Source organism: Streptomyces sp. NPDC032745, assembly GCF_055579465.1.
In genome coordinates this window covers 41,323-65,887 of sequence record NZ_JBVING010000023.1, presented here as the reverse complement: position 1 = coordinate 65,887, position 24,565 = coordinate 41,323, and the positions used below count along the sequence as shown (strand labels likewise).

Sequence of the window (24,565 nt, the reverse complement as noted above, 5' to 3'; positions counted from 1 at the left end):
AGTGGCCCACCGCGGAAGCGGCTTCAGCCCAGCCAGCCGGGCCGGACCAGCCCCGACTCGTACGCCAGGACCACCAGCTGGGCCCGGTCCCGGGCGCCGAGCTTGATCATGGCCCGGCTGACGTGCGTCTTCGCGGTCAGGGGGCTGACCACCAGCCGGCGGGCGATCTCCGCGTTGGACAGGCCCAGCCCCACCAGGGCCATCACCTCGCGCTCCCGCTCGGTCAGCCGGTCCAGCTCCGCCGCCGCCTCGGGAGCCTTCGACCGGGCCGCGAACTCCGCGATCAGCCGGCGCGTCACCCCGGGTGACAGCAGCGCGTCACCCGCCACCACGGCCCGTACGGCACGCAGCAGTTCCTCCGGTTCCGTGTCCTTGACCAGGAAGCCGGACGCACCGGAGCGGATCGCCTCGAAGACGTACTCGTCGAGCTCGAAGGTGGTCAGCATGACCACCCTCACGGTGGTCAGCACCGGGTCCCCCGTGATCGTGCGGGTGGCGGCCAGGCCGTCGAGCACCGGCATCCGGATGTCCATCAGAGCGACGTCCGGGCGCAGTTCGCCCGCCAGCCGCACGGCCTCGGCCCCGTCGGCGGCCTCGCCCGCCACCTCGATGTCCGGCTGCGCGTCGAGCAGCGCGCGGAAGCCGGCCCGTACCAGCGCCTGGTCGTCGGCGAGCAGTACGCGGATCACCGGTCCTCCCCCGATGCCGTGTTCCCCGTGTCTCCCGTGTCTCCCGGGTTCCCGGCGTTCCCCGTGTCCCCCAGTGGGAGCCGGGCCAGGATCCGGAAGCCGCCGTCCGGCCGGGGGCCGGCCTCGACGGTGCCGCCCTGCGCGGCGGCCCGCTCGCGCATCCCGATCAGGCCGGTGCCGCTGCCGCCGGCGTCGCCTCCGGTGGCGGGCCCGTCGTCGTCCACGCGCAGCTCCAGCACGCCGGGCGGCCGGTCGATGCGGATCCTGGCGGTCCGGGAGCCCGAGTGGCGCACCACGTTGGTGAGCGCCTCCTGCAGGATCCGGAACGCGGCGAGATCCGTGCCCGGCGACAGCCCCCGGGCCGCGGCCTCCCCCTCCACGGAGACCGTGAGCCCGGCCGCGGCCGCCTGGTCGACCAGTTCGGAGAGCCGGTCGAGTCCGGGGGCGGGCGTGCGGGGGGCCTCCCCGGGGGCGCGCAGGGTGTTCAGGACCTGCCGGACCTCGCCGAGCGCCTCCTTGCTGGCCGCCTTGATGGTGGTGAGCGCCGTACGGGCCTGCTCGGGGTCCGTGTCGAGCAGGGCCAGGCCCACGCCCGCCTGCACGTTGATCACGGAGATGCTGTGGGCCAGTACGTCGTGCAGCTCGCGGGCGATCCGCATCCGCTCCTCGTCCACCCGGCGCCGTTCGGCGGCCTTCCGCTCGGCCCGGTCCCGGGCCCACTGCTCCCGGCGTACGCGGACCACCTCGGCGGCGGCGAGTACGGCGATCACCCAGGCGGTGACGCCGCCCTCCGTCCCCCATGGCGCCGGGCCGTCGCCGGGCGGGGGCAGCCAGCGGTACAGCCAGTGCCCGATGAGCAGATGGCCGGCCCACAGCGCTCCCACCGCGCCCCAGGCGGCGTAGCGGTGTCCGGCGACGACGGCGGCGAAGCAGGCCAGGGCGACGCTGAGGAAGACGGGGCCGTACGGGTATCCGCCGGCGAGGTAGGCCAGCGTGACCGCGCAGACGCCGTAGACGACGGGCACCGGATACCGGTGCCGCAGGAGCAGCAGGGCCGGCCCGAGGAGGAGCAGGAGCCGTCCGAGCGCGCCGACCGGCTCCCGCTCGGGCTGGAGGTGGTGGACCCACCCGGTGGCCGCCTGCGCGAACACGGCCACGAGGAGCGAGGACCGCCAGGGCAGCCGCCCGGCGCCCGTGCGCTCCGCCCAGTACTCCCGCCGCCGCTCCGCCATGCGGCCACGCTAGACCGCCGCAGCCGGCGTCGTCGTCAGCCGGGCGGGCCGATCGGGCGTACTCCCGGTGGAGTACGTGCGCCTCGTGCGGCCGGGCCCGGCGGTCCGGCGCCGCCCCGCTTCCCCGGGGCCGCTCAGCTCGCGCGCAGGGCGTCCACGGCGATGCGGGCGGTGGTGCCGATCACCGCGTCGGCCGCGGGGAGGGTGGCTGCGGGGTTGGCGGCCCGGGTGAAGACGGCGACTGCGTAGCGGCCGCCGTCGGGGTACTCGATGACGCCGACCTCGTTGCGTACGGTCGGCAGGCTGCCGGTCTTCCCGGCCACGTGGACGTCGTCGAAGGGGAATCCGGCGGCCATCCGGTGGGGCCACACCTGGAGTCCGAGCAGTCGGCGGACCGCGGCGCCGTGTTCGGGGATGCAGGCCTCGTCGCGCCAGACGGCGCCGAGCAGCCGGGTCATGTCGCGGGGCGTGCTGCGGTTGCTGTGGGCCGGGTCGAGGGCGCGGAGCCGGGCGATGACGCGCGGATCGGCGAGGGCCTGGGCGCCGGCGGGCCCCGCGTCCTCCCGGACGGTGGCGAAGAGCGAGCGGAAGGTGTGGACGGCGAGGGTACGGGTGAGGCCGAGCCGGGCCGTGGCCTCGTTGACCGCGTCGATGCCTATGCGCGCGAGGAGCAGGTCCGCGGCGGCGTTGTCGCTGACGGCCGTCATCAGGTACGCGGCGTCGCGCAGGGACATGCGTACGGGATCCAGCATCGCGGCCAGCCCGGTGGGGCCGGCGGTGCGGTCGCCCGGCGGGCACTCGATCTGTTCGCCGAGGTCCACCCGGCCGGCCGCGGCATGCTGGTGGAGGGCGACGAGCAGGCAGAGCTTGTGCACGCTGGCGGTGACGACCGGCTGGTCCGCGCCGGCGTCGAGCTCCGTACCGGAATCGATGTCGACGGCGTGCAGCCGGCCGGTGACGCCGGCTTCGGCGAAGGCTGCGCGAATGCGGTGGAGGGCGTGGTTCACAGCCAGTACTCCGCTGCCGGGCGCAGGTGGAGCGGCCGTGCGGGGACGTCGGCGGTCACCGCCGCAGTGTTCCACAGGGCACGCGTGGTCGCTTCGGTGAAGGCGCCGACGGCGGCGTCGCCGCGGCCCTGCGGCCAGGCGACGCTGTGGCGCCAGGCCAGCGGGGAGCCGGCGAGGGGCCGCCAGACGATGTCGTCGTGCGGGACCGCGGCATCGGCCGGCCCGGTGTCGCGCGGGGCGAAGGCCACGGCGTTCGCGGAGAGGACGAGGCCGCGGACGAAGCCGGGGCCGCGGCCCTGCCGGACGGCGGCGGGGGTGTAGCCGCCCCGGGCGCAGGTGTTCAGTACGTCGGCGTGCAGGGCTGGGGCCTCGGCGCGCGGGAAGAGGACCAGGCCGTATCCGGTGAGGGCGGCGAGGGGTACCTCGTCCAGCGCGGCGGCCGGCGCCTCGCGGGGCAGCAGCACGCCGAGTTCGCGGCGCAGGACCGGTCCGATCTCCAGCCCGGCGAGGTCGCAGGGGTGCCGGACGAGCCCGACGTCCAGCTCACGGGAGGCGAACCGGTCCAGCTGCTCGGCGGTGGACAGTTCGTGCAGCTCCAGCTCCACGCCGGGGTGGTGCTGCCGGAACGCGGCCAGGATCGCGGCGATGGCCTCGCCGGCGAGGTCGGGCGGCAGCGCGGCGCGCAGGAGTCCGCTCTCGCCGTCGCGGATGCGGCGGGCGGTGACCGCGAGGGCGTCCGCACGGGCGAGCAGCAAGCGGGCCTCCGCCAGCAGCATCGTGCCGGCCGCGGTGATCGTCACCTGGCGGCTCGTGCGTTCGAAGAGCCGGACGCCGAGCTCGCGCTCCAGGCGCTGGATGCGCTGGGACAGGGGTGGCTGGGCCATGCCGAGCAGCACGGCAGCACGGCCGAAATGTCTTTCTTCTGCAACAGCCACGAAGCACTGCAGATGCCGGATCAGGTCCACGGCCAGCAACGATATCGGAGATTGATCGATCTGAGATCGATAGGAATCTTGGACGGAGACCGGGCGTCGGTGTTGTGCTCACGGCATGTCCTCGACCTACCGGAACCTCTCGGCCTCGTTGCCGTCCCCCCACCGCCCGCGGCGCACCGCGCGCACCGCCGCCCTGGCCCTCGGCCTTGCACTGGCCGCCGCGCTCACCGGCTGCGCGGCGGATTCGCGGCCGCCCGCGGCGGCCGGGCCGACCGCGAGCATGAACGCGTCCGCCCCCTCGTCCGCCCCCGCCGTCGACAGCCGGGAGCGGCTGACCGTCGACGGCGGCACCCGGGAGTACCTGCTGCACCGCCCCGCCACGGGCGGCGGCGGACCCCGGCCGCTCCTCATCGCCTTCCACGGGCGCGGCGCCGACGCCGAGCACCTGCGGAAACAGAGCGGCCTGGACCGGGCCGCCGAGGCCCGCGGCATGCTCCTCGTGTACCCCGAGGCCCTGGGCAAGGCCTGGGGCGCCGGCACCGCTCCCACCGGGCAGCGGCCGGATCCGGACACCGATGTCCGGTTCACCGAAGCCCTGATCGCCGAGCTCGTGCGCACCGGCCGGGCCGACCCGCACCGGGTCTACGTCGCCGGGTTCTCCAACGGCGGGTCCATGGCCCTGCGGATGGCCGCGCAGCGCCCGGACCTGGTCGCGGGCGCGGCCTCGGTCTCCGGTGAACTCCCCACCGGGACCGCCGCCGTGAAGCCCACCGGGCCGGTCCCCGTGCTGATCGTCTACGGGGCCGAGGACCCCGTACGGCCCCTGGCCGGCCTGCCCAGTCCCGGGCCGGCCGGCCCCGGGGAAGAACCCATCACGGCGACCATGTCCGCCCGGGCGAGCGCGGAGGCGTTCGCCACCGCGGGCGGGGCGGGCGGTCCGGCCGAGGAGGTCAAGCCCGGCTACGACTCCCTCACCTGGCAGCCCGGCCCCGCCGGGGCAGCCGTACGGCTGCTCGTCATGGACGGTGCGGGCCACACCTGGCCCGGCTCGGCCGTTGCGCCGCCCGCGGGCTTCGGCCCCGTCAGCTCCGCACTGGATGCGAGCAGCACCCTGCTCGACTTCCTTTCCGCGCAACGGCGTTGACGTCAGCCGTCGCCCCAGGGCAGCGCGCATGGCGGCGTGCACCACACCCGGGTTTCGGAGTGTGGCGTGCGCCGCCATGGGCGCGGCCGCCCTCCCTCCCTACTGTTCAGCCATGACGAGCCAACTTCCTTTCCTGCGGGAGCGCGTCGCGCTGGTGACCGGCGGCGGCAGCGGCATCGGCCGGGCCTGCGCGATCGCCCTGGCCGAGGCGGGCGCCACCGTGCACGTGGTCGACATCGGCGAGGAGTCGGCACGGAGCGTCGCCGCACTGGTCGACGGGCAGGCGCACGTGGTCGACCTCACCGACCCGGCCGCGGTCGAGGGGCTCCCCACCGCCGTGGACATCCTGGTCAACAGCGCCGGTCTGCAACACGTCGCCCCCATCACGGACTTCCCGGCCGAGCGCTTCGCCCGGATCCAGGCGGTGATGGTCACCGCGCCGTTCCTGCTGCTACGCCACGTGCTGCCGCACATGTACGCGGCCGGCTGGGGCCGCGTGGTCAACATCTCCAGCGTCCACGGGCTGCGCGCCAGCGCCTACAAGTCCGCCTACGTCGCCGCCAAGCACGGCCTGGAGGGGCTCAACAAGGTCACCGCGCTCGAGAGCGCCCCGTACGGCGTGACCAGCAACTGCATCAGCCCCGGCTACGTGCGCACACCCCTGGTCGAGGCCCAGATCGAGCAGCAGGCCGCCGCGCACGGCATCGGCCCCGGCGACGTGCTGTCCGAGGTGCTGCTCACCCGGTCCGCGCTCAAGCGGCTGATCGAGCCCGAGGAGGTCGCCGCGGCCGCGCTGTGGCTCTGCGGGCCCCATTCCGGCTACCTCACCGGAACCTCCCTCGCCCTCGACGGAGGCTGGACCGCGACGTGAAGCGGGACGTCCACCAAAAATTAACTACCGGTCAGTAGACAAGGAGGAGCACCATGCGGATTCTGGCCCCGTACATGTCATTTCAGCCAATGAAGCCCATGAGGAGCGCCCCCACATGCGCAGCACCCGCGCCCGCATCCGCACGCTCGGAACCGCCACCGGCACGGCCGCAGCCACCGCCGTCCTGATGCTGGCCCCCGCCGCCTCCGCCCAGGCCGCCCCGGCCCCCGTCCCGGCCCCGGCCGCGGCGACGGCCTCCGCGCCCGGCGGCAACGCGCTCATCCGCGGAATCGATTACGGCAAGTGGAAGCGCGACGTCGCCGCCGTCATGGCCACGGCCCGCCCGTACGTCGAGCAGCGCATCGCCCAGTCCCCCGCCGGCGAGAAGCCCGCGATCGTCCTCGACATCGACAACTCCTCGCTGGAGACGGACTTCCACTGGTTCTGGACCTTCCCGACCCCGGCGATCTCCGAGGTCCGAGAGCTGACCCGGTACGCCGACGAGCACGGTGTCGCCATCATCTTCGTCACCGCCCGCCCGGGGATCATCCACTCCCTCACCGAGCACAACCTCAAGGCGGTCGGCTACCCCGTCTCGGACCTTTACGTCCGGGACCTGCCCGACCTCTTCGGCGAGGTGAGCGCCTACAAGACGGCCAAGCGCGCCGAGATCGAGGCCCGCGGCTACACGATCATCGCCAACATCGGCAACAACAACAGCGATCTGGTCGGCGGCCACGCAGAGCGCACCTTCAAGCTCCCGGACTACGACGGCAAGCTCTCCTAGTCGCCTTTCGGCCCCGCCGCCGCAGCCCCCGCTGCCGGCCGCCTGCGTACGGAGGCGGCCGGCAGCGGCGCATCGCAGCGGCGGGGCGTCTCATTCGGATGTCCGCATGGTGATCACACCTGTCCGCCGCCCTGCGGCTGCCCTTAGGCTGACTCCGCAGCTGGTTCGCCCCGTCAGCCAGGCGGGATGCGTCGCAAGAGGGAACCCGGTGGGAATCCGGGACTGCCCCGCAGCGGTGAGCGGGAACGACCGCCGTCATACGCACTGGGCCCGGCCGGGTCTGGGAAGCGACGGCCAGTAGGAGTCTCGTACGGCGTTCCGTACGACGAGACGTGCCCGCGAGTCCGAAGACCTGCCCGTTGCCCGCACGCGACCGTTCGCGTGCGGTGATCCCGGTGACCTCGTGGGCGGGTCGGCGTGCACAGCAGGCGGATACTGACCGCGCGTACCTCGGTGTACGCGGCGACAACGGCAGTCCGTCCGGTTCGTCACCCCTTCGCCCCGGTTCCGTTCCCGGGATCCGTCGCAAGACGCGCACACGCATGCTCGCGAAGGAGAGTCACGTGACAACCGAGTCCGCTGCCACGGCCGTACGGGCCACCGTGTACGGATATCCCCGCCAGGGGCCGAACCGGGAACTGAAGAAGGCCGTCGAGGGCTACTGGAACGGCCGCGTCGGCGCCGACGCCCTCCGGGAAACCGCCCGCGAACTGCGCCGGAGCGCCTGGCGGCAGCTGTCCGATGCCGGTATCCACGAGGTCCCGACCGGCGACTTCTCGTTCTACGACCACGTACTGGACACCAGTGTCATGGTCGGCGCCGTCCCCGCCCGCCACCGCGCCGCCGTCGAGGCCGACCCTCTGGACGGGTACTTCGCGATGGCCCGCGGCACGCAGGACGTGGCTCCGCTGGAGATGACCAAGTGGTTCGACACCAACTACCACTTCCTCGTCCCGGAGTTGGGGCCGGACACCGTCTTCACCGCCGACCCCGCCAAGCAGGTGGCGGAACTGCGCGAGGCCCTTGCGCTCGGGCACCGCGCCCGGCCCGTCCTGCTGGGACCGGTCACCTACCTGCTGCTGGCCAAGCCCGCCCCCGGCGTCGCGGACGACTTCGTGCCGCTCACCCTGCTGGACCGGCTGCTGCCCGTGTACGCCCAGGTGCTGGCCGAGCTGCGCGCGGCCGGCGCCGAGTGGGTGCAGCTCGACGAGCCCGCCCTGGTCCAGGACCGCACCCCCGCCGAACTGAACGTCGCCACCCGCACCTACCGGGAGCTCGGCGCCCTGACGCAGCGCCCGAAGCTGCTCGTCGCCTCGTACTTCGACCGGCTGGGCGAGGCCCTGCCCGTCCTCGCCAAGGCCCCCGTCGAAGGCCTCGCGCTCGACTTCACCGGAGCCGCAGCCGCGAACCTGGCGGACCTCGCCGCGGTGGGCGGGCTGCCGGGCAAGCGCCTCGTCGCCGGCGTGGTCGACGGCCGCAACATCTGGATCAACGACCTCCAGAAGTCGCTGACCACCCTGGGCACCCTGCTCGGCCTCGCCGGCCGGGTCGACGTCGCGGCGTCCTGCTCGCTGCTGCACGTCCCGCTGGACGCCGGCGTCGAGCGTGACATCGACCTGCAGATCCGCCGCTGGCTGGCCTTCGCCCGGCAGAAGACCGCCGAGATCGCCACCCTCGCCCGCGGTCTCGGCCAGGGACCCGCCGCGATCACGGCCGAACTCGCCGCCAACCGCGCCGACCTGGCCTCCCGTACGAACTCCCCGCTCACCCGCGACCCCGCGGTACGCGCCCGTACCGCGGCGATCGGCGAAGCCGATGCCCGACGTGCCCAGCCGTACGCCGAACGCGCCGCCGCCCAGCGCGCCCTCCTGGGCCTGCCGCTGCTGCCGACCACGACCATCGGCTCCTTCCCGCAGACCGCCGAACTGCGCACCGCCCGCGCCGATCTGCGCACCGGCCGGATCGACACGGCCGGCTACGAGGAGCGCATCGAGGACGAGATCCGCGAGGTCATCGCCTTCCAGGAGAAGGCCGGCATCGACGTCCTCGTGCACGGCGAACCCGAGCGCAACGACATGGTGCAGTACTTCGCGGAGCAGCTCACCGGGTACCTGGCCACCCGGCACGGCTGGGTCCAGTCGTACGGCACCCGCTACGTCCGCCCGCCCGTCCTGGCCGGGGACATCTCCCGTCCGGATCCGATGACCGTGCGCTGGACCACGTACGCCCAGGCGCAGACGGACCGGCCGGTCAAGGGCATGCTGACCGGCCCGGTGACCATGCTCGCGTGGTCCTTCGTACGGGACGACCAGCCGCTCGGGGACACGGCACGGCAGGTGGCGCTCGCCCTGCGCGACGAGGTCGAGGACCTGGAGGCCGCGGGCACTTCGGTGATCCAGGTGGACGAGCCCGCGCTGCGGGAGACTCTGCCGCTGCGCGCCGCCGACCGTGCCGGATATCTGGCGTGGGCCACCGAGGCGTTCCGGCTCACCGTCTCCGGGGTGCGGCCGGACACGCAGATCCACACGCACATGTGCTACGCCGAGTTCGGCGACATCCTCGGGGCCATCGACGACCTCGACGCCGACGTGATCAGCCTCGAGGCCGCTCGTTCCCACATGCAGGTGGCCGACGAGCTCGCCGGCGCCGGATACCGGCGGGAAGTAGGTCCGGGTGTCTGGGACATCCACTCGCCGCGCATCCCGTCCGCCGAGGAGGCGGCTGCGCTGCTGCGCAAGGGGCTCGAGGCCATTGCGGCCGAGCGGCTGTGGGTCAACCCCGACTGCGGTCTGAAGACCCGCGGCTGGCCCGAGACCCGTGCCTCCCTGGCGAGCCTGGTGGCGGCGGCCCACGCGGTCCGCGGTGAACTCACCGCACCCTGACCGGTCCTGACTGCCCGTACGGTGCCTGCGCTCCGGTCCGTCCCGCGGACCGGAGCCACAACCGAATGCGTGCGCAGCTGGGGGAAGCCTGTGTGATTCCGGCGCTGGCCTTCAGGGACGGATCCCGTCGCAGGTGACCTGGAGGTGGCGGGGGCCGCGCAGGACCGCGTTCTGCCGGTAGGGCGGCGGGTCCTCGACCAGGCGCGGGTTCTCCAGGCGGCGGGCCAGCTCGCTCAGCGCGAGCTGTGCCTCCAGCCGGGCCAGCGGGGCGCCGAAACAGCTGTGGATCCCGCTGCCGAGGCCCAGGTGCTGGATGTCCTTGCGGTACGGGTCGAAGCGGTCCGGGTTCTCGAAGCGGTCCGGGTCCCGGTTGCCGGAGGCGAGGATCAGCCACATCGAGGAGCCCTTGGGGATGGTGACCCCGCGGACCTCGATGTCGGCGAGCGGGGTGCGCTGCGGCAGCAGCTGCACCGGCGGCTCGAACCGCAACAGCTCCTCCACCAGCGGTACCGCGAGCCCGGGCGTCTCGCGCAGCTGCTTCAGGACGTCCGGGTTGCGCAGCAGCGTGAGCATCCCGTTGGTGATCAGGTTGACGGTGGTCTCGTGGCCCGCGATCAGCAGCAGGGCGGCCGTGCTGAGCAGCTCCATCGTGCTCATCGACTCGTCCTGGCCGTGCCCGACGGCCAGTTGGGAGAGCATGTCGTCGCCGGGGTTCTTGCGGCGCTCCTCGATCAGCCCGGCCAGGTACATGCCCAGTTCCATCCGGGCGTCGTGGGTGATCTTGTCGCGTTCCGTCGGGTCGGCGCCCGGATCGGGGTCCAGGCTCGCGGCCAGGGTGTCGGCCCAGACGTGGAACCGTGCCTCGTCCTCGCGCGGCACACCGAGCAGCCGGCAGATCATGGTGACGGGGAACGGGTAGGCGAACTGGTCGACCAGGTCGATCCCGGCCGGGTCGCCGAGGTTGTCGATGAGACCGGTGACGATGCCCTTGAGGTCGTCCCGCATGCCGTCGATGCGGTGCGGGGAGTGCGGCGGACCGAAGGGCCGGTTGGTCATCCGGCGCAGCCGGTCGTGCTCCGGGGGGTCCAGCTTCAGAAAGCTCGGCGGCAGGGTCGCCGCCCCCTCGCCTTCGCCCTCGGCCAGGGGATCCCCCGCCGTCGCGGCGAGGTTGCGGGCCTCGGAGCTGAGCCGCGGGTCGTGCAGCAGGCTCTGGATGTCGTGGTAGGTGCTGATGACGTACGGGCCGTCCCCGTCGTGGAACACCGGGGTCTTGCGCAGTTCCGCGTACAGCGGGTACGGGTTCGCGCGGTTCGAGTAGTCGAGGATGTCGCTCAGGATGCCTTGCTTCATGCCGGGTCCTCCGGAGGGCGTGCGGGTCAGTGCCCGGCGGGGGTGAACGTCATCCGCCGGTCGGTCGGCGAATATCCGCTGAGGGTGATGGTCGGTCCGTGCGTGGGGACGGACGGGTCGGGGAAGTCCGCGGGGAGGGGCTTCTGCCCTTCCGGGCGCCGGTCGACCGTGGGGAACGGCGGCGGGAACGGGGCCGTGGCCTCGATCTGCTGCTCGTAGAACTGCAGCCAGCGCGAGTTGTCGAAGGTGACCGCCCCGATGACGCGGCCCTGGTAGCCGTAGACGCCGGTGAAGCGGCGCTCGGCTCGCGAGCCCTGGGCGATCAGGATCTCGGTCCCCATCGAGGGCACGCCGACCGACTTGATGTTCACCCCGAACTGGGTGGACCAGAAGGCCGGCACCCAGATGTGGGGGCGGCGCTCGGTGCTCTCGCTGAGCATGTTGTGGGCCGCGGTCTCGGCCTGGGAGACGGCGTTGCCCCAGTGCTCCAGCGACAGGAACTGGTAGCCGAACAGCGGGTGCGGGGAGCGGGCGACGTCGCCCGCCACGAAGATGTCGTCGGTGACGATGCCGCGGATGTCGAAGGCCCGGCAGCCGGCGTCGCAGGCGATGCCGCGCGGGCCGGCGCCGAGCCCCGAGCCGGTCAGCCACTCGGTGTTGCGCTGGGCGCCGAGCGAGACGACCACGACGTCGCACTCCAGGGACGTGCCGTCGGAGAAGTGCGCGGCGCGGACCCGTCCGGTGGTGTCGCCTTCGAGACCGGTGACCATGACGCCGGTGCGCAGGTCGACGCCGTTCTCCCGCTGCAGTTCGGCGGCGACCGCGCCGATGACCCCGCCCAGGGCGCCGACGAGGGGCGCGTCGCCGCGTTCGGCCACGGTGACCTCGAGTCCGCGCTCGCGGCAGGCCGAGGCGATCTCGGAGCCGGTGAACCCGGCGCCGATGACCAGGACCCGGCGGGGGCCGGCGTCGAGCCGCCGGGCCAGGGCCGCGCCGTCGTCACGGGTCCGCAGGACGAAGACGCCGTCGAGCTCTGCCTCGGCCGGGTTCGGCCAGGGCCGGGCCCGTACACCGGTGGCGATCAGCAGCCGGTCGTACGGCACCTCGTCGCCGTCGGCCAGCTTGACCCGCTTGGCCGCCATGTCCAGGCCGCCGGCCGGTACGCCGAGGCGCCACTCCGCGTCGATCTCGCGGCGGCGGGGCAGCGCGGTGCGCTCTGCCGTGCCCTTGCCGAGCAGGGCCTGCTTCGACAGGGGCGGTCGGTCGTACGGCTCGTACGGCTCGTCGCCGATCATGGTCAGCGAGCCCTTGAAGCCCTTGTCGCGCAGGGTCTCGGCGCCGCGCAGACCGGCGAGCGAGGCTCCGACGACGACGATCCGGCCGTCCGCCTTGAGGCGGTCCAGAGCTGCGTCAGCCATCGGATGCCTCCCCGCTGCCGGCGCCGGGGGCGCCGGGCGCGGCCGCGGCCATGTCCAGTTCGTCCACGAGGATGGCCTGGACGGGACAGGCGGCGACCGCCTGGGCCACCCGCTCGCGGTGGGCGTCCTCCGCCTGCGGGTCGTAGAGCAGGCCCTCGTCTCCGTGCATCGCGAAGACGTCGGGTGCGAGGAAGGCGCACTGCGCGTATCCCTGGCACCGGTTGAGATCGACGACAAGCCTCAGCAAGGTCCAGTCCTTTCGTTGGCCCTCCGACTCCCCGGCCAGCGTGCGGCGCACGAGCCGGGAGGGCCCGTCCGGCGAGGCCGTTGGAGTGACGGCCGGACAGGTGTCACGGGGTGCGGCGGCGGGCGGCGCGCAGGATGTACAGGCTCACGAGCAGGGCCCAGGCCGGGAAGACGAGCTCGGACCAGGGCAGGCTGGAGCCGACCACCAGCAGGAGCAGTCCCGTCAGGGTCCCGATCATGACGAGCGGCCTGGGGAAGACCCCGAGCTTGCGTCCGATGGCCGAGGTCGCGAGGACGAAGACGGCCGCCATCCGCATCCCGTACGTCGTGAGCAGCGTGTACGCGAAATGCCGGCCGAAGCCCGTGGGGTCTTCGGCGTCGAGCACGGTTCCGGCGGCCGCGACGGCAGCGAAGAGGCAGGCGACGAAGACCAGTCCGCTGCCGAGGAAGACGGTGGCGATGAACCGGTCCTCGGCGTCCCCGGTGTGCTCGCGCAGCGCGCCCATGAACCACAGGAAGGCGATGCCGGCGAACGGGACGAGCTCCATCGCCCAGCTCAGCTCCCCCCGTCGGCCCGGGGCGATCTCCACCTGGTCGCCGCCGGCGCCTTCGGGCAGTGCCAGCCGTGCGAGCACCATCGCCGCCGCGAGCAGGACGGCGAAGACGACCCCGGCAAGGCCTGCGGCCTTGGGGGTGCTCAGGTTCTTCTCCCCGGTCACCCCGGGTGCTCCCTGTGTCATGGCTCCAGCAAGCCGCCCGCCGGGCCCGCGTGCCAGCGGGACGGCGCGGTCGGGTGACGGAGCGGTCCCGGCCTGCGGGATCCGGGGCGGGGGCCGCCCCAGGTGTGCAGCGGCACCTGCCCCGGGTCCCGGACGGCCGGCTACGTGGCCGTGATCAGGATGCTCTCCGGCTCGCCCGTTCCCTCCTCCTGCTGCGGCGCCGTCCGGGGTGCGCCCGGGCCGGTGCCGGCCACGATGAGCGCGAGCAGGACGGCCGCGGCCTCGCTCTGCAGGATCCGGGCGGCCTGCACCAGGCGGTGCGGGTCAGGGGCCGGAATGGACAGGGCCAGGCATTCCGCGTTGGGGCCCGAGGTGATCGGGACGGCCGCGCAGACCGTGCCCAGGGCGTACTCCTGCAGGTCCAGGAGGGGGGCGCCCGGCCGGCGGGTGTCGAGCTGCCGGAAGAGGTCCTCCTGACGGGTGAGGGTGTGGGCGGTGAACCGCTCCGCCCGGTGCCGTGACAGGTGGTCCTTGCGGCCGTCGGGACCGAGCTGGGCCAGCAGGGCCTTGCCGACGGCCGAGGCGTGGGCGGCGGCCCGGAAGTCGACCCACTCCTCCACGAGCGGTGTCGCGGGACCGTCGGCGTACTGGGTGATGCACACCTCGCCGTCGGTGTAGCGGGCCACGTAGACGGCGGCGCCGACGGCGTCCCGCACCCAGGCGAGCGTCTCCTGCAGGTGTCCGCGCCCGTCACCGGACGCCGCCTCGGTCAGTAAGAGCGCGCGGCCCGCGATGTACGCGCCGGGGCCGGTCGGGGCCGCCAGGTTCGCCCGTACCAGCTGCTCCATCACCCGGGCCAGCACCAGCTGCGGCAACCGCGTCTCCCGGGCGATCTGCGCGAGGCTCACACCCCCCGAGTAGCGGTTGACGACCTCCAGGACGCGCAGCGCCCGGTGGACGGCCTCCATCGCGACCGGAGCCGGCCGCGCTTCGGCGCGGCTGCGGCCGGACTGCGCCGGCTGCGGCTGCCTGAGGGCCTCGAACGCCCAGGCGTTCGCCTCGTCCGTCAGGTGCAGGAGGTTCAGCCGTGCGTGCTGGGCCACCGCCACCGCCACCTGCGGGCCGAGGAGGAACACCTCGCCCAGATCGTGGTCGTCGGTCCAGCTCCGGGCGGTCACGGCACGGCGCAGCCGGGCGGGGATCCGGTAGGGGGGCCGCCCGCCGTGGCCCCGTACCGCCGTGAGGGCGGTGAGGTCCTGGGTGGTGATCGGCGGCGAGGTCCAGATGACCGAGGCGTCGAGGGCCTCTTCCAGGTTCTCCGGGATCTCCGGCAGGTGCGGCAGACCCTCGTCCGGCGGCAGTACCTCGGCCAGCGCCTTCCAGTGCCGGGCGGTGGCCACCTCGGCGCGTGCGAGGTGGTGGAGGTGGAGCAGGCGGGCAGCGGTCCTCGAGCCGGCTCCCGCCGCGTACTGGAACCAGAACTGGGCGCCCTCCATCCGGTCGGCCAGGTGCAGGAGGCAGCCGAACAGCAGCGCCGGTTCCGCACCGTGGGGCCAGGTTCCGGCGGCCAGGGCGAGTTCGGCGAAGGACCGGCTCTCCGCGAGGGACCAGGCCAGGTCGTCCAGCATCCGTGCCGCCCGCGCGTGGCAGGCCGCGTCCAGTACGAGGTCGTCCGCCGGGGTGGGCACCGGCGTGGGCAGGGGCGCGGGTCCGGCGGGGGAGGCCGGTGCCGGGAAGCCGCCCCGGCGGGCGGCACCGGTCGCCGAGCGGGCCCGGTCCGCCGCGATTCTGCGGGCGATGCGCCGCCGGGCGGCGTCCTCGTCGTAGCCGGCGTACTCCTCCATCAGCACCTGTGCCTGCTCCAGTGCCGCCGCCAGCTCCTCCCCCGGCACGGCGTCGCCGTCGGCGGTCATGTCGCTCACTGGCCCTTCTCCTCTCCAGGAGCCCAGTCCGCCCCGAGTTTCTGGGACAGGATTCGGCTTGCACCTCGAATGTGCGAACGGACCGTCGCGGGGGAGATCCCCATCATCCGGCCCACGGCTCCGCTGTCGTACCCCAGCAGGAAGGCCAGCAGGACCACGTCGTAGTGCCGTTCGGGCAGGCACGCGATCGCCGCGTACAGGCCGAGCTTGGACTCCAGCAGTTCCATGCGCTGCCGGGAGGCGCGGCGCAGGGCGGCGAACCAGGCCGTTTCCACCATCGCCGCGGGCCGGCCCAGAACCGCCAGCCTGCGAGCGACGTGTTCCCGCAGCACCGCCCAGGCGAAGCCGTGCAGGCTCGCCTCCTTGAGCGCCTGGCGCCACACCTTCAGCAGGAACGTGAACACGTCGTCGACGACGTCCTCGGCGTCCTCGCGGGAGCCCAGTTGCAGATGTGCGTAGCGCAGGTAGGCGCGGTGGTGCTGGGAGTGGAACGCGCTGAACTCCACCGGCAGGACGCCGGCCAGCTCGCTGGAGACCGCCCGGTCCCCGGACGGGTCGAACTCGCCCTCGCTCATGCGCTCCTCCAGGGATGCCGGTCGTGGCCGGTACGAGCGGTCGCGGCCCGGGTCCTCGCACCCGGGTGGAGTGGGTGTCTCCTGACGGCATCGAAAGCGACGAGTATCAGCACGGGAGTGACGGTCTGGACAGGATTCACGTCGGCGGGAAGCCTTCCGGTGAAAAGAACGGAACGGGCATGCCTGCCCCCCACATCCAGCAGCCGGCCGGACCGGCTGCTCCCCCAACACCACCCCATCGGAAAAGACGCCCGAATGTGCACGGCTGTCGACGGAAATCTTTCGGGAAATGGCGCATCTGCTCCGCTGCGCGCCCCCCTTGCCGCCGTGTACGCCCCTACTCCACCACCAGGTCGGCCCGGGTCCGCCCCGCGGCGATCAGCCGGGCGTTCGCCTCGTCCGAGCGCGTCACCCACTCCTCGGCGTGGGCCGGTGCCTTCCCGTGGCGGACGTGACGGTCGACCAGCCGCCGGACGCGCACGGTGTCGTCGGGTGCGAGGAACCAGACCTCGTCGAGGAGCGCCCGTACCGCCGCCCACTCCCCCGCCTCGTACAGCAGGTAGTTGCCCTCGGTGATCACCAGGCGCGCCGCCGGGTCCACCGGGATGCTCCCCGCGACCGGCTCCTCCAGCGAGCGGTCGAAAGCCGGTGCGTAGACGGCGGTGGCCGCGGGTGTGCGCAGCCGGCTGAGCAGCGCCGCGTACCCGGCGGCGTCGAAGGTGTCCGGCGCTCCCTTGCGGTCGGCCCGGCCCAGCCGCTCCAGTTCGGCCTGGGCGAGGTGGAACCCGTCCATCGGTACGACCACGGCCAGTTCGGGGCCCAGCACGTCCGCGAGGCGGGCCGCCAGGGTCGACTTGCCGGCTCCGGGCGGCCCGGCGATGCCGAGGATCCGACGGGTGCCCGACGCCGCGAGCGCGCGGGCGCGCCGCTCCAGTTCGGTGAAATCCATCCGCCCATCCTGCCCGGGCCTTGCGGGTGGCGGGTGCCGGGTGCCGGGTGCCGCTCAGGCTCCGGCCGGAGGCGGAGGCGGAGTCTGGTGCGGGGGCGTGTGGGGGTCGGTACCGATCCGGGCGACGAGCAGGGCGATGTCGTCGTCGGCGGAGGCCGGGACCAGGTGGGTGATCAGCGAGTCGCACAGGTGGTCCAGCGAGCGCTGGGGTTCGGCGAGCAGGCGGGTGAGTTCGGCCAGGCGCTCGTCGATGTCGCTGCCGCGGGCTTCGACGAGGCCGTCGGTGTACAGGACGAGCAGGCTGCCCGGCGCGAGGGTCAGGTCGGTGGTGGTGAAGGTGGTGCCGCCGACCCCCAGCGGGGTGCCCGGCGGCAGGTCGAGGAGGTGGACCGTGCCGTCGGGATCCACGGCCACGGGCGGCGGATGCCCGGCGCGGGTGATCCGGCAGTGGCCGGTCTCCGGATCGACCACGGCGTACAGGAAGGTGGCGATCATCGGCTCGGCGAGGTCGTCAAGGGTCGCCTCCAGCTGGTGCATCAGGGCCTCGGGGGCGAGGTCGAGCCGGGCCAGGGCGCGCACACTGGCGGAGAGCCGTCCCATGACCGCCGCGGCCGCGATGCCGTGGCCCATGACGTCGCCGATGAGGAGGGCGGCCTTGCCCCCGGGAAGGTGCAGGACGTCGTACCAGTCGCCGCCGATCTCGTTGACGTCGCTGGCCGGCAGGTAGCGGTGGGCGACCTCGATGCCGGGCGGCGGGGTGATGTGCTGGGGCAGCATGCTGCGTTGCAGGATGACGGCGGTCTCGTGTTCGCGGTGGTAGAGGCGCGCATTGTCGATGCTGATGGCCGCGCGGGCGGTGAGCTCGCCGGCGAGGGTGACGTCGTCGGGCCCGAAGGGGCCGACGGGGCTGGTGCGGTAGAAGGTGGCGACGCCGAGTACGAGGTCCCGGGCGATCAGCGGCGCCATCATGAACGAGTGCACTCCGATGGGCAGGAGCTGTGCGGGTCTGCTCGTGTGCCGGGCGGCGGAGGCGATGACCTGCTCGTCGAGGTGGGCGATCAGGAAGGGCCGGCGGGCGGCGAGGGCCTGGGTGTAGGGGGCGGCCACCGGGAAGACGAGGGTCCTGCCCAGGGGGGCGAGGATGCCGATCACGGCGGAGCCGGTCAGCGGGGCCTTGCCCAGGCGCCGCAGCGCCACGCCCCCGGCCAGCCCCGGGCCGGGCTCGTCACCGCGGGCGAGGGTGTCCAGTACGTCCACGGTGGCGGCGTCGGCGAGCTGCGGTACGGCGAGGTCCGCCAGCTCCTGCGCGGTGCGCTCCAGCTCGAGGCTGGCGCCGATGCGGACGCTGGCCTCGCTGAGCAGGGCCAGCCTGCGGCGGCCCGCCTCGGCCTCGACGTGGTCGTGCTGCTGCTCGGTGATGTCGAGCAGGGAGGCGATCACGCCGATCGGCCGGCCGCCGGGGTCCTCCACCCGGACGTACGAGCACGACCACACCCGGTCGTGGACCGGGTCGGCCGGGGTACGGCCGGTGCGGCGGCGGTCCAGCATCGGCTCCCCGGTGGCCAGGACCAGCCGCATCGCGTCCTCCATGTCCTCCGCGTTCACCTCTGGCAGGACCTGTGCGAGGCGGCGTCCCACGTGCGAGGACTCCGAGAGGCCGTTCATCGCCTCCAGCGCCGGGTTGACCTGGAGGAATCGCAGTTGCGTGTCGAGGATGGCGATGCCGACGGGCGAGCGGGCGAACAGCCCGTCCCAGACCGCCGACGATCCCCGGATCCGGCGGGCCGCGTGGGCGTCGGCGGCGAAGACCAGGACCGCGGAGGCCCCGTGGCGCCGGCCGGGCACCGGGCTGGCCCAGATCTCCAGCTCCAGCGGGTGCCCGTCCTGGTGCCAGGCCGTCACGGTACCCATCACCCCGCGCCCGGTGACCGCGGTCTCCCACAGCGCACGGCCGAGGCTGCGGTCGGCTCCGGGGTGGAGGAGGTCGGCGATGTGCCGGCCGACGATCTGTGGCGGGGTGTAGCCGAGCAGTTCCTGCGCCGCGCGGTTCCAGCGGACGATCGTGCCGTCCGCGCTGGTGGCGAGCTGCGCCACGGTCAGCGAGCCGAGCCACCCGCCGGCGTCCTGGGCGGCGCCGCTGATCAGATCCTCGATCGGCGTCTGCTCGTTCATCCGGCCTCCACACCCCCATGGTCGCCCTGGCGGCCCGGGACCGCTTCCCGGCGTGGCCGGGGGCGCGGGGTGGCGGCGGCTCGGAGATCCGCCTCAGTCCGTCAGCCGCCTGGCAGCCCGCCGTACCCCGTCCGCCGCCGTCGCACAGCGCTCGGCGTGGCCCAGCAGGGTCATGCGGAACCGCTCCCCCTCCTCGTCGGTGCTCCAACCGCTGTTCCCGGCGCAGGCCGCGAGGCTCTCCGCGTGGCGCTCCAGCCGGTCGGCGCTGGCGTGCGCCAGGACTCCGTACGCCGCCGGGGCGTAGCCGAACGCCGAGACCGGCACCGCCGTCGGCATGCCGACCGTCACTCGCCCGTCGCCCGGCCGGGCGGCGAGGTCCTCGAGCGCCACGACCAGCGTCCGCGGATCGAGCGTGTCCGGCAGCCGGTCCGCGGTGAACTGCGGGGCGATGACCACCGGGCGGGCCGCCTCCGTGACGGCCCGTACGATCTGCTCGGCGACGAGCGCCGCGAACCGCGTCGCCGCGCATCCGGTCGGTGCCCCGCACAGCGGCGGCATCCCCGAGGCCAGCGCCGTCGCCGGCGTCCCCGGCTCCGGGCTGCCCTCGCCGTCCAGGCGGCGCAGCCAGCCGGGCACCCGCAGGATCTCGGTCCCGGCCTCGACCGCGAGGTCCTGCCATACGAAGTCGGCCCGTACGGGGTAGACGGCCGCGGCCACCGGCGGCCAGCGGCGGAGCGCCTCGCCCACGGCCGCCTCCGGGGATGCCGCGGCGCCCACGGCGATCAGGGCCAGCGCCTGGAGCACCGTCCCGGCGGCGGCCTCCGACACCAGCGCGAGCGCGTGGGCGACGGCCGGTACGGCGGCCTCCGGCTCGGTGCCCTTGTGGCCCGCGCCCTGCGCCGTCATCCGGCCCGCCAGCGAGGCGGGGTCCGGGTCGGCCAGGTACGGGGCCAGCCGGCGCCGCAGCGCCTCGGCCCGGCGCTCGTACGACCTGCTGCCCGCAGCCGCGGTCGCCGCCGCGAGCACCTCGCCGAGCAGCGTGTCCTCGACGGCTGCGGCGCCCGCCACCACGCGCCGGCTCAGCCGCTGCATGCCGCGCTGCCAGTCGTGCCACTCCAGCGTGCCGTCCCCGCGCCGGGCCCCGATCACCCGGTCCACGTCCTCGGCCAGCAGGGCGCCCAGCTCGGCGGCGGGAACCGCCGCGTCCCGGGGCAGCGGCACGTGCGGCGACAGCCCGTACCGCTGCCCGCCGGCCGTGAGGCCGACCGCGGGTGCGAGCGCACCCGCCTCGTCCGCCCCGGCGAGCAGGCCCGCGGCGTCTGCCGCGGCCAGCGGCAGCAGGAAGGGCCCGAACGGGGTGCGCAGCTGCACCGGCCGTCCGGATCGGGTGTGCCGCAGGAACGCCAGCAGCCGGCGCGTCACCCCTTCCCGGGTCAGTGCGTCCAGCCCCAGGGCGCGGGCCGGGGCGTCCACCCACGGCAGGCGCTGGGCGACCATCGCCGCGCTGAACACGGCGTTCTCCAGGGGCCAGGCCGTCGCGGGACGTCGTGCCGTGGTGGCCGGGTGGTCGGCAGTGGTCATCGGTCGGTCTCCCTTGTGGTCCCTTGGGTCACTTGTGATCACTGAGGTCACTTGCCGTCACTTGTCGCGCAGCATGTACGGCTGGTTGCCGACGACTTCGCCGTCGTATGCGCCGATCAGCTTGTTGACCTGCTCCCGGTAGTGGGTGAACTCCCCGCGCAGCGCGTCGGAGTACGCCTGCGGGGCGTGCGACAGCGGGTAGTCGTACGACTCGTCGAGCCAGGCCAGTTCGACCCAGGTGCCGGGGACGTCGTGGGGCGAGGCCGGTCCGCGCCCGTCCAGCCCCGGGATCACGTCGTGTTTGTTGACGAGGCTGATCACCTGCGTGGTGTGGTCGGCGGGCCGCTTGCTGTCGATCGGGGAGCCGATCGCGACCACGTGCGTGACCCGGTAGGTGGAGGAGACCTCCACGTCGCTCGCGAGGTTCATGGCGGTCATCCCGCCCAGACTGTGCCCGACGATCATCAGGTCCGCGCCGGTGGGCAGCCCGGCCCGCCGGAGCAGCTTCTTCGCGGCCCGGGTGTACGTCGTGTCGGTGCGCAGCAGTCCGTCGAACGCGCCGACGAGGTCCTGCGGGGTGCTGTTGCTCAGCAGGCCGAAGCTCGTGCCGGGCAGCAGGAGCACGTACCGTACGGCGCCGTCGGCGCACGCGACGCGGCGCAGCAGCACCAGCCCGTGGTTGCCGAGGGCCCCGATGTCGCCCACGTAGCTGACGATGTCGTTGCGGGAGGTGGCGAGCACCTTCGCGAGGATCGGGTCGGGCTCGGTGCGTTCGGCGCGGCCGGGGCCGGGGTTGAGGAACCTGAGGACCGAACTCGGCAGTCCCAGGAACGGGTCGGTGGTCGGCACGCCCCCGGCGAGCGTCACCCACGAGAAGTCGTCGTTGACCGGGTTCTCGTCGAGCATGCCGAGCAGGGCCATCAGCTCCATGATCACGGGGCTCACCGTGGTCAGGGCGCGGGTCACGCCCAGCAGCTCGATCAGCCCGTACATCGCCCGCAGTGCCTCCAGCCGGTTCCCGGCCACCATGGCGTCGGTGAAGCGGCGTGCGGCCGGCGAGTCGAGGCCCGGATGATCGGCCGCGGCCGCCTTGATCCGCAGGGCGAAGGCGTCGACGGCCATGGCCACCTTGGCGGGGCGGCGGTACGTCATGCTCCCGGCCATCCGGGCGAGTTCGCCGATCAGGCCGCCGTTGGCCCCGAATCCGAGCCCGGTGGGAGCGGTCAGCGCCTGGGCGCAGGAGGCGGCCGTACCGAGCGCCCAGCCGGGGCGCCGCAGCGCCTCCAGCCCGAACCGCCAGCTGAACAGGGCTCCGGTCAGCTCCGCGCCGGACTGCTTGGCCGTCAGGGCCGCGTCCGCGAGCAGGACCGACGCCGCGATGAGGAGCTCGGAGTCGATCCGCTCCGGGGCCGGTCCCGGAGCGGCCGGAGCGGGTGCGGCCGGGGGCACGCTCTGGTCGGCGGCATCCGGACCCTGCCGCGTGGGGAGACGCTGAGCCGTTTCGTCGACCACCTGAGGCGCCACTTTCCTACCTCTCATCCCTGTGCAACGGCTTCGCAGCCTTGCCCGCTGTGTGCGGGGGAATGGTGGCACCGAATGTGATCCCTTCCGCGCGTCCGGACCCTCGTTTCCGCCCGTCAGCCGCCGTGCGGCCGACGGCCCGGACCCCCTCGCGGGCCCCTGTCCGCGGGGGCGACGGCGGATCCGGCAGGCGCCCGGTTCACCCGACGGGGTTGGCCGCGCACGGAAGGATGACACCGCCCCCGCCCTGTTGACGCACCCTGCCAGCGGCCTCCGCCACAGGTCAGGTGAGGGGCGGCGCGATGAGCTCGAGGACACGCTCGGTGTCGGCCAGCACGGAGGGACTCATCGGGATCCTGCCGAAGTCGCCCGGCGCGATGAACGCGAGGGCCTGCCCCTCGGTGAGGGTCAGGCCGGCCGGGTCGCCGTCCCAGTGACCGTGGAAGACGTGGACGGGGTAGCCGTCGGGGTCGACGCAGAACATGTGCGTCAACTCCACGTCGGTGAGGCCGACCTCTTCGCCCAGCTCCCGCAGGCCCGTGGCCCGCGGGTCGGCGTCCTGCGGCTCGGCGCCGCCGCCCAGCGGGGCCCAGGTGCCAGGCGCCCAGATGCCGGGCAGGTCGTCCCGCAGGTGCATCAGCACGTGCCCGGCGTCGTTGGTGACGACCACGAGCGTGCCGTACCGGTCCTCGTCGGCGGCCCGGCCGGCTGCCTTACGTTCCTCTGCATGCGGCGTCACCGTGTCTCCTCCGGGGGTCGGGACCGGCCACCGGGCCGATGCGGTCGGGGTGTCGACGGGGGGACCGTAGCGGTGAACCGGCCTGCCGCCGGGGCGGATCCGCCGGAGAGCACCCGGACGGGTCCGACCTCCGGCGACTTGCTTGGCATGGACGCGGCGTACAGTCGGCTGCCGACGCCAGGACCCGGCCACCCCTCGACGCCGACCGAAAGCAGGAGCAATGACAGGCACCGCACCGACCGCCACCCTCGCCGGATGGCGCCGGGCTCCCTTCTCCGCCGAGGGGCTCACGTACGACTGCTTCGAGAAGGGCGAGGGCCCCGGCGTGGTGCTCCTTCCGGAGCTGCCCGGCATCACGCCCGAGGTGCTCGGCCTCGCCGAGCACCTGGTGGGCGAGGGGTTCACCGTCGTGATGCCGTCGCTGTTCGGCACGCCGGGCAAGCCCGTCTCCGTCGCCCGGACCGCGGCCGTATTCGCCCGCATCTGCGTGTCCGCGGAGTTCCGGGCCTTCGCCACGAACGCCCGCCGGCCCGTCGCCGACTACCTCCGGGCCCTCACCCGCGACCTCGCGGCCCGTACCCCCGCCGCGGGGGTCGGCGTCATCGGCCTCTGCTTCACGGGCGGTTTCGCCCTGGCCGCCGCCGTGGACGACTCCGTCCTGGCCCCCGTCATGAGCCAGCCCTCGGCCCCGATCGCCCTGACCGCCGCGCAGCGCGCGGACGCCGGTGTCTCCGAGGACGAGCTCCAGCGCGTCGTCGACCGTACGCGCAACAACGGCCTCTGCGTCATGGGGCTTCGCTTCAGCGGGGACTGGATGGCGCCTGAGGAGCGCTTCGACACCCTGCGCTCCCGGCTCGGAGACGCCTTCAAGGTCATCCGGCTCAGCTCCGCCCCGGACAACGGCGACGGCTTCGGCCGCCTGGCCCACGCGGTCCTGACCCTGGAGGTCCGCGAAACCCCGGCGGACCACCCCGCTTTGAAGGCCCGGGCGGACGTCACGGCGTTCCTGCACGACCGGCTGGGCGGCTGACCGGACGGAACGCCTGAACACTGACGAGCCGTTGGTGCGCTGCCGTTACGGACGGCCCCGGCCGGGGGTCCGGACGTGCGTCAGCCGCCGCGTGTGCCGTCCGGGTCGTCGGTGGCGCGGGCGATGCCTTCGAGCTCCTGGGCGATCCAGGCCTGCTCGGCCGCATCGCAGGGCGGTAAGGCCACCGACGGCGCGTGCTGCTGGTGGGGGCGGGTGTTGTCCACGACCGCCCAGCCCTTGCCGCCGTCGGGGGCGGCCAGTTCGACGAGGCGGTGGTCGAGGTGGCCCGTGATCATGACCGCCATGAGGGACAGGTACTCGCGCTGGAGATCGGGGGCGAGATCGGTGTCGCCCGGCACCTCCAGGACTGCCTCCCGTCCGTCGGCCAGCAGTGCGCAGGTGGCCTGGACGGCCCTGATGAGCAGCTCGAACCGGTCCCCGTTCAGGCGCGCTCGCAGGACCTCGAGGTAGAGGCCCAGAACATCGCCCTCCTGGCCGTCCCCCGGGTCTGCCGCATGGTGCTCGATCATGTTCCCCGCCCTTTCCCGGACGGCCGCGTCCCTTCGCAGTGTAGGGAGCTCGCGGTGGGTGCACGGCGTTCTTCGGCCATCCGCCAACCCGCCGCCGCCTCCCTCCACTTGCCTCCGCCGGGCACGTCACGGGGGTACGCAACGACCGTTGATCCCAGGGGAGTTCAGGTCCGTTCGATGCGGTCCGGGCCCGGTCACGCAGGAGTCGGGCGCCTCGTCCACAGCATCCACCCCGCGCCGCGCACCTGCGCTCCGGGGTCGGTGCT

Annotated in this window: 21 protein-coding genes and 1 riboswitch; of the genes, 5 read left to right on the top strand and 16 right to left on the bottom strand. The window is 73.8% G+C overall.

Going from position 1 to position 24,565, the window contains the following annotated elements:
- Positions 1–23: 23 nt before the first annotated feature.
- The 4 genes from ACZ5WG_RS38240 to ACZ5WG_RS38225 all read right to left on the bottom strand — a co-directional run bounded on the left by ACZ5WG_RS38240 (position 24) and on the right by ACZ5WG_RS38225 (position 3,893).
- Positions 24–689, bottom strand: a complete 666-nt coding sequence (locus ACZ5WG_RS38240; protein ID WP_468729264.1) for a response regulator — start codon at positions 687–689, stop codon at positions 24–26.
- Positions 686–1,921 (bottom strand): sensor histidine kinase, encoded by a 1,236-nt coding sequence (locus tag ACZ5WG_RS38235; RefSeq protein ID WP_468729263.1) that lies wholly within the window; start codon positions 1,919–1,921, stop codon positions 686–688. The genes ACZ5WG_RS38240 and ACZ5WG_RS38235 overlap by 4 nt, the downstream gene beginning before the upstream one ends.
- A gap of 134 nt (positions 1,922–2,055) precedes the next feature.
- On the bottom strand, positions 2,056–2,928 hold the full coding sequence (locus tag ACZ5WG_RS38230) for a serine hydrolase (RefSeq protein ID WP_468729262.1): 873 nt from the start codon (positions 2,926–2,928) through the stop codon (positions 2,056–2,058).
- Complete coding sequence (locus ACZ5WG_RS38225) at positions 2,925–3,893, bottom strand: LysR family transcriptional regulator (protein WP_468729261.1); 969 nt, start codon at positions 3,891–3,893, stop codon at positions 2,925–2,927. The genes ACZ5WG_RS38230 and ACZ5WG_RS38225 overlap by 4 nt, the downstream gene beginning before the upstream one ends.
- 85 nt (positions 3,894–3,978) lie before the next feature.
- On the opposite strand from ACZ5WG_RS38225, the gene ACZ5WG_RS38220 reads away from it, so the two are divergent.
- The 4 genes from ACZ5WG_RS38220 to metE all read left to right on the top strand — a co-directional run bounded on the left by ACZ5WG_RS38220 (position 3,979) and on the right by metE (position 9,547).
- Positions 3,979–5,007, top strand: a complete 1,029-nt coding sequence (locus tag ACZ5WG_RS38220; protein ID WP_468729260.1) for a CE1 family esterase — start codon at positions 3,979–3,981, stop codon at positions 5,005–5,007.
- A gap of 112 nt (positions 5,008–5,119) precedes the next feature.
- Positions 5,120–5,878, top strand: a complete 759-nt coding sequence (locus ACZ5WG_RS38215) for a 3-hydroxybutyrate dehydrogenase (protein WP_468729259.1) — start codon at positions 5,120–5,122, stop codon at positions 5,876–5,878.
- 115 nt (positions 5,879–5,993) lie between these two features.
- On the top strand, positions 5,994–6,665 hold the full coding sequence (locus ACZ5WG_RS38210) for an HAD family acid phosphatase (RefSeq protein WP_468729258.1): 672 nt from the start codon (positions 5,994–5,996) through the stop codon (positions 6,663–6,665).
- Between the two features lie 144 nt (positions 6,666–6,809).
- Positions 6,810–7,039: riboswitch (cobalamin riboswitch) on the top strand.
- A gap of 189 nt (positions 7,040–7,228) precedes the next feature.
- Positions 7,229–9,547, top strand: a complete 2,319-nt coding sequence (gene metE, locus ACZ5WG_RS38205) for a 5-methyltetrahydropteroyltriglutamate--homocysteine S-methyltransferase (protein ID WP_468729257.1) — start codon at positions 7,229–7,231, stop codon at positions 9,545–9,547.
- 111 nt (positions 9,548–9,658) lie between these two features.
- On the opposite strand, the gene ACZ5WG_RS38200 is transcribed toward metE, so the two are convergent.
- The 11 genes from ACZ5WG_RS38200 to ACZ5WG_RS38150 all read right to left on the bottom strand — a co-directional run bounded on the left by ACZ5WG_RS38200 (position 9,659) and on the right by ACZ5WG_RS38150 (position 22,739).
- Entirely contained in the window at positions 9,659–10,897 is a 1,239-nt protein-coding gene (locus tag ACZ5WG_RS38200) for a cytochrome P450 (protein ID WP_468729256.1), read from the bottom strand.
- 26 nt (positions 10,898–10,923) lie between these two features.
- Positions 10,924–12,315, bottom strand: coding sequence for an NAD(P)/FAD-dependent oxidoreductase (locus tag ACZ5WG_RS38195; RefSeq protein ID WP_468729255.1), 1,392 nt, complete (start codon positions 12,313–12,315; stop codon positions 10,924–10,926).
- A complete protein-coding gene (locus ACZ5WG_RS38190) occupies positions 12,308–12,559 on the bottom strand; it encodes a ferredoxin (RefSeq protein WP_468729298.1) in 252 nt (83 codons plus the stop codon). Before ACZ5WG_RS38190 ends, ACZ5WG_RS38195 begins: the two co-directional genes overlap by 8 nt.
- 106 nt (positions 12,560–12,665) lie before the next feature.
- A complete protein-coding gene (locus ACZ5WG_RS38185; protein WP_468729254.1) occupies positions 12,666–13,301 on the bottom strand; it encodes a hypothetical protein in 636 nt (211 codons plus the stop codon).
- A gap of 140 nt (positions 13,302–13,441) precedes the next feature.
- The gene (locus tag ACZ5WG_RS38180) at positions 13,442–14,248 is read right to left on the bottom strand and encodes an IclR family transcriptional regulator (protein WP_468729297.1); all 807 of its coding nucleotides are present in this window, start codon (positions 14,246–14,248) and stop codon (positions 13,442–13,444) included.
- A gap of 950 nt (positions 14,249–15,198) precedes the next feature.
- Positions 15,199–15,777, bottom strand: coding sequence for an RNA polymerase sigma factor (locus tag ACZ5WG_RS38175; RefSeq protein WP_468729253.1), 579 nt, complete (start codon positions 15,775–15,777; stop codon positions 15,199–15,201).
- Between the two features lie 337 nt (positions 15,778–16,114).
- Positions 16,115–16,726 carry a nucleoside/nucleotide kinase family protein gene (locus ACZ5WG_RS38170; RefSeq protein ID WP_468729252.1) on the bottom strand — a complete coding sequence of 204 codons (612 nt, stop codon included), beginning with the start codon at positions 16,724–16,726 and terminating at the stop codon, positions 16,115–16,117.
- 54 nt (positions 16,727–16,780) lie between these two features.
- On the bottom strand, positions 16,781–18,898 hold the full coding sequence (locus tag ACZ5WG_RS38165) for a SpoIIE family protein phosphatase (RefSeq protein ID WP_468729251.1): 2,118 nt from the start codon (positions 18,896–18,898) through the stop codon (positions 16,781–16,783).
- A 93-nt stretch (positions 18,899–18,991) separates the two neighbouring features.
- Positions 18,992–20,479 (bottom strand): cytochrome P450 family protein, encoded by a 1,488-nt coding sequence (locus ACZ5WG_RS38160; RefSeq protein ID WP_468729250.1) that lies wholly within the window; start codon positions 20,477–20,479, stop codon positions 18,992–18,994.
- A 57-nt stretch (positions 20,480–20,536) separates the two neighbouring features.
- Positions 20,537–22,003 carry a lipase family protein gene (locus tag ACZ5WG_RS38155; RefSeq protein ID WP_468729249.1) on the bottom strand — a complete coding sequence of 489 codons (1,467 nt, stop codon included), beginning with the start codon at positions 22,001–22,003 and terminating at the stop codon, positions 20,537–20,539.
- Positions 22,004–22,283: 280 nt separating this feature from the next.
- Positions 22,284–22,739: an NUDIX domain-containing protein gene (locus ACZ5WG_RS38150; RefSeq protein WP_468729248.1), complete on the bottom strand. Its 456-nt coding sequence runs from the start codon at positions 22,737–22,739 to the stop codon at positions 22,284–22,286.
- A 220-nt stretch (positions 22,740–22,959) separates the two neighbouring features.
- Between ACZ5WG_RS38150 and ACZ5WG_RS38145 the strand changes: the two genes are divergently transcribed.
- Positions 22,960–23,769 carry a dienelactone hydrolase family protein gene (locus ACZ5WG_RS38145; protein ID WP_468729247.1) on the top strand — a complete coding sequence of 270 codons (810 nt, stop codon included), beginning with the start codon at positions 22,960–22,962 and terminating at the stop codon, positions 23,767–23,769.
- Between the two features lie 80 nt (positions 23,770–23,849).
- Here ACZ5WG_RS38145 and ACZ5WG_RS38140 read toward each other — a convergent pair whose 3' ends face one another.
- Positions 23,850–24,299 (bottom strand): hypothetical protein, encoded by a 450-nt coding sequence (locus ACZ5WG_RS38140; protein ID WP_468729246.1) that lies wholly within the window; start codon positions 24,297–24,299, stop codon positions 23,850–23,852.
- Between the last annotated feature and the right edge of the window lie 266 nt (positions 24,300–24,565).

Coding starts and splice junctions, on each gene's coding strand:
- ACZ5WG_RS38235 (WP_468729263.1), bottom strand. CDS start 1,921: ATGGCGGAGCGGCGGCGGGAGTACTGGGCGGAGCGCACGGGCGCCGGG.
- ACZ5WG_RS38220 (WP_468729260.1), top strand. CDS start 3,979: ATGTCCTCGACCTACCGGAACCTCTCGGCCTCGTTGCCGTCCCCCCAC.
- ACZ5WG_RS38215 (WP_468729259.1), top strand. CDS start 5,120: ATGACGAGCCAACTTCCTTTCCTGCGGGAGCGCGTCGCGCTGGTGACC.
- ACZ5WG_RS38210 (WP_468729258.1), top strand. CDS start 5,994: ATGCGCAGCACCCGCGCCCGCATCCGCACGCTCGGAACCGCCACCGGC.
- ACZ5WG_RS38200 (WP_468729256.1), bottom strand. CDS start 10,897: ATGAAGCAAGGCATCCTGAGCGACATCCTCGACTACTCGAACCGCGCG.
- ACZ5WG_RS38195 (WP_468729255.1), bottom strand. CDS start 12,315: ATGGCTGACGCAGCTCTGGACCGCCTCAAGGCGGACGGCCGGATCGTC.
- ACZ5WG_RS38185 (WP_468729254.1), bottom strand. CDS start 13,301: ATGACACAGGGAGCACCCGGGGTGACCGGGGAGAAGAACCTGAGCACC.
- ACZ5WG_RS38180 (WP_468729297.1), bottom strand. CDS start 14,248: ATGGAGGCCGTCCACCGGGCGCTGCGCGTCCTGGAGGTCGTCAACCGC.
- ACZ5WG_RS38175 (WP_468729253.1), bottom strand. CDS start 15,777: ATGAGCGAGGGCGAGTTCGACCCGTCCGGGGACCGGGCGGTCTCCAGC.
- ACZ5WG_RS38170 (WP_468729252.1), bottom strand. CDS start 16,726: ATGGATTTCACCGAACTGGAGCGGCGCGCCCGCGCGCTCGCGGCGTCG.
- ACZ5WG_RS38165 (WP_468729251.1), bottom strand. CDS start 18,898: ATGAACGAGCAGACGCCGATCGAGGATCTGATCAGCGGCGCCGCCCAG.
- ACZ5WG_RS38160 (WP_468729250.1), bottom strand. CDS start 20,479: ATGACCACTGCCGACCACCCGGCCACCACGGCACGACGTCCCGCGACG.
- ACZ5WG_RS38145 (WP_468729247.1), top strand. CDS start 22,960: ATGACAGGCACCGCACCGACCGCCACCCTCGCCGGATGGCGCCGGGCT.
- ACZ5WG_RS38140 (WP_468729246.1), bottom strand. CDS start 24,299: ATGATCGAGCACCATGCGGCAGACCCGGGGGACGGCCAGGAGGGCGAT.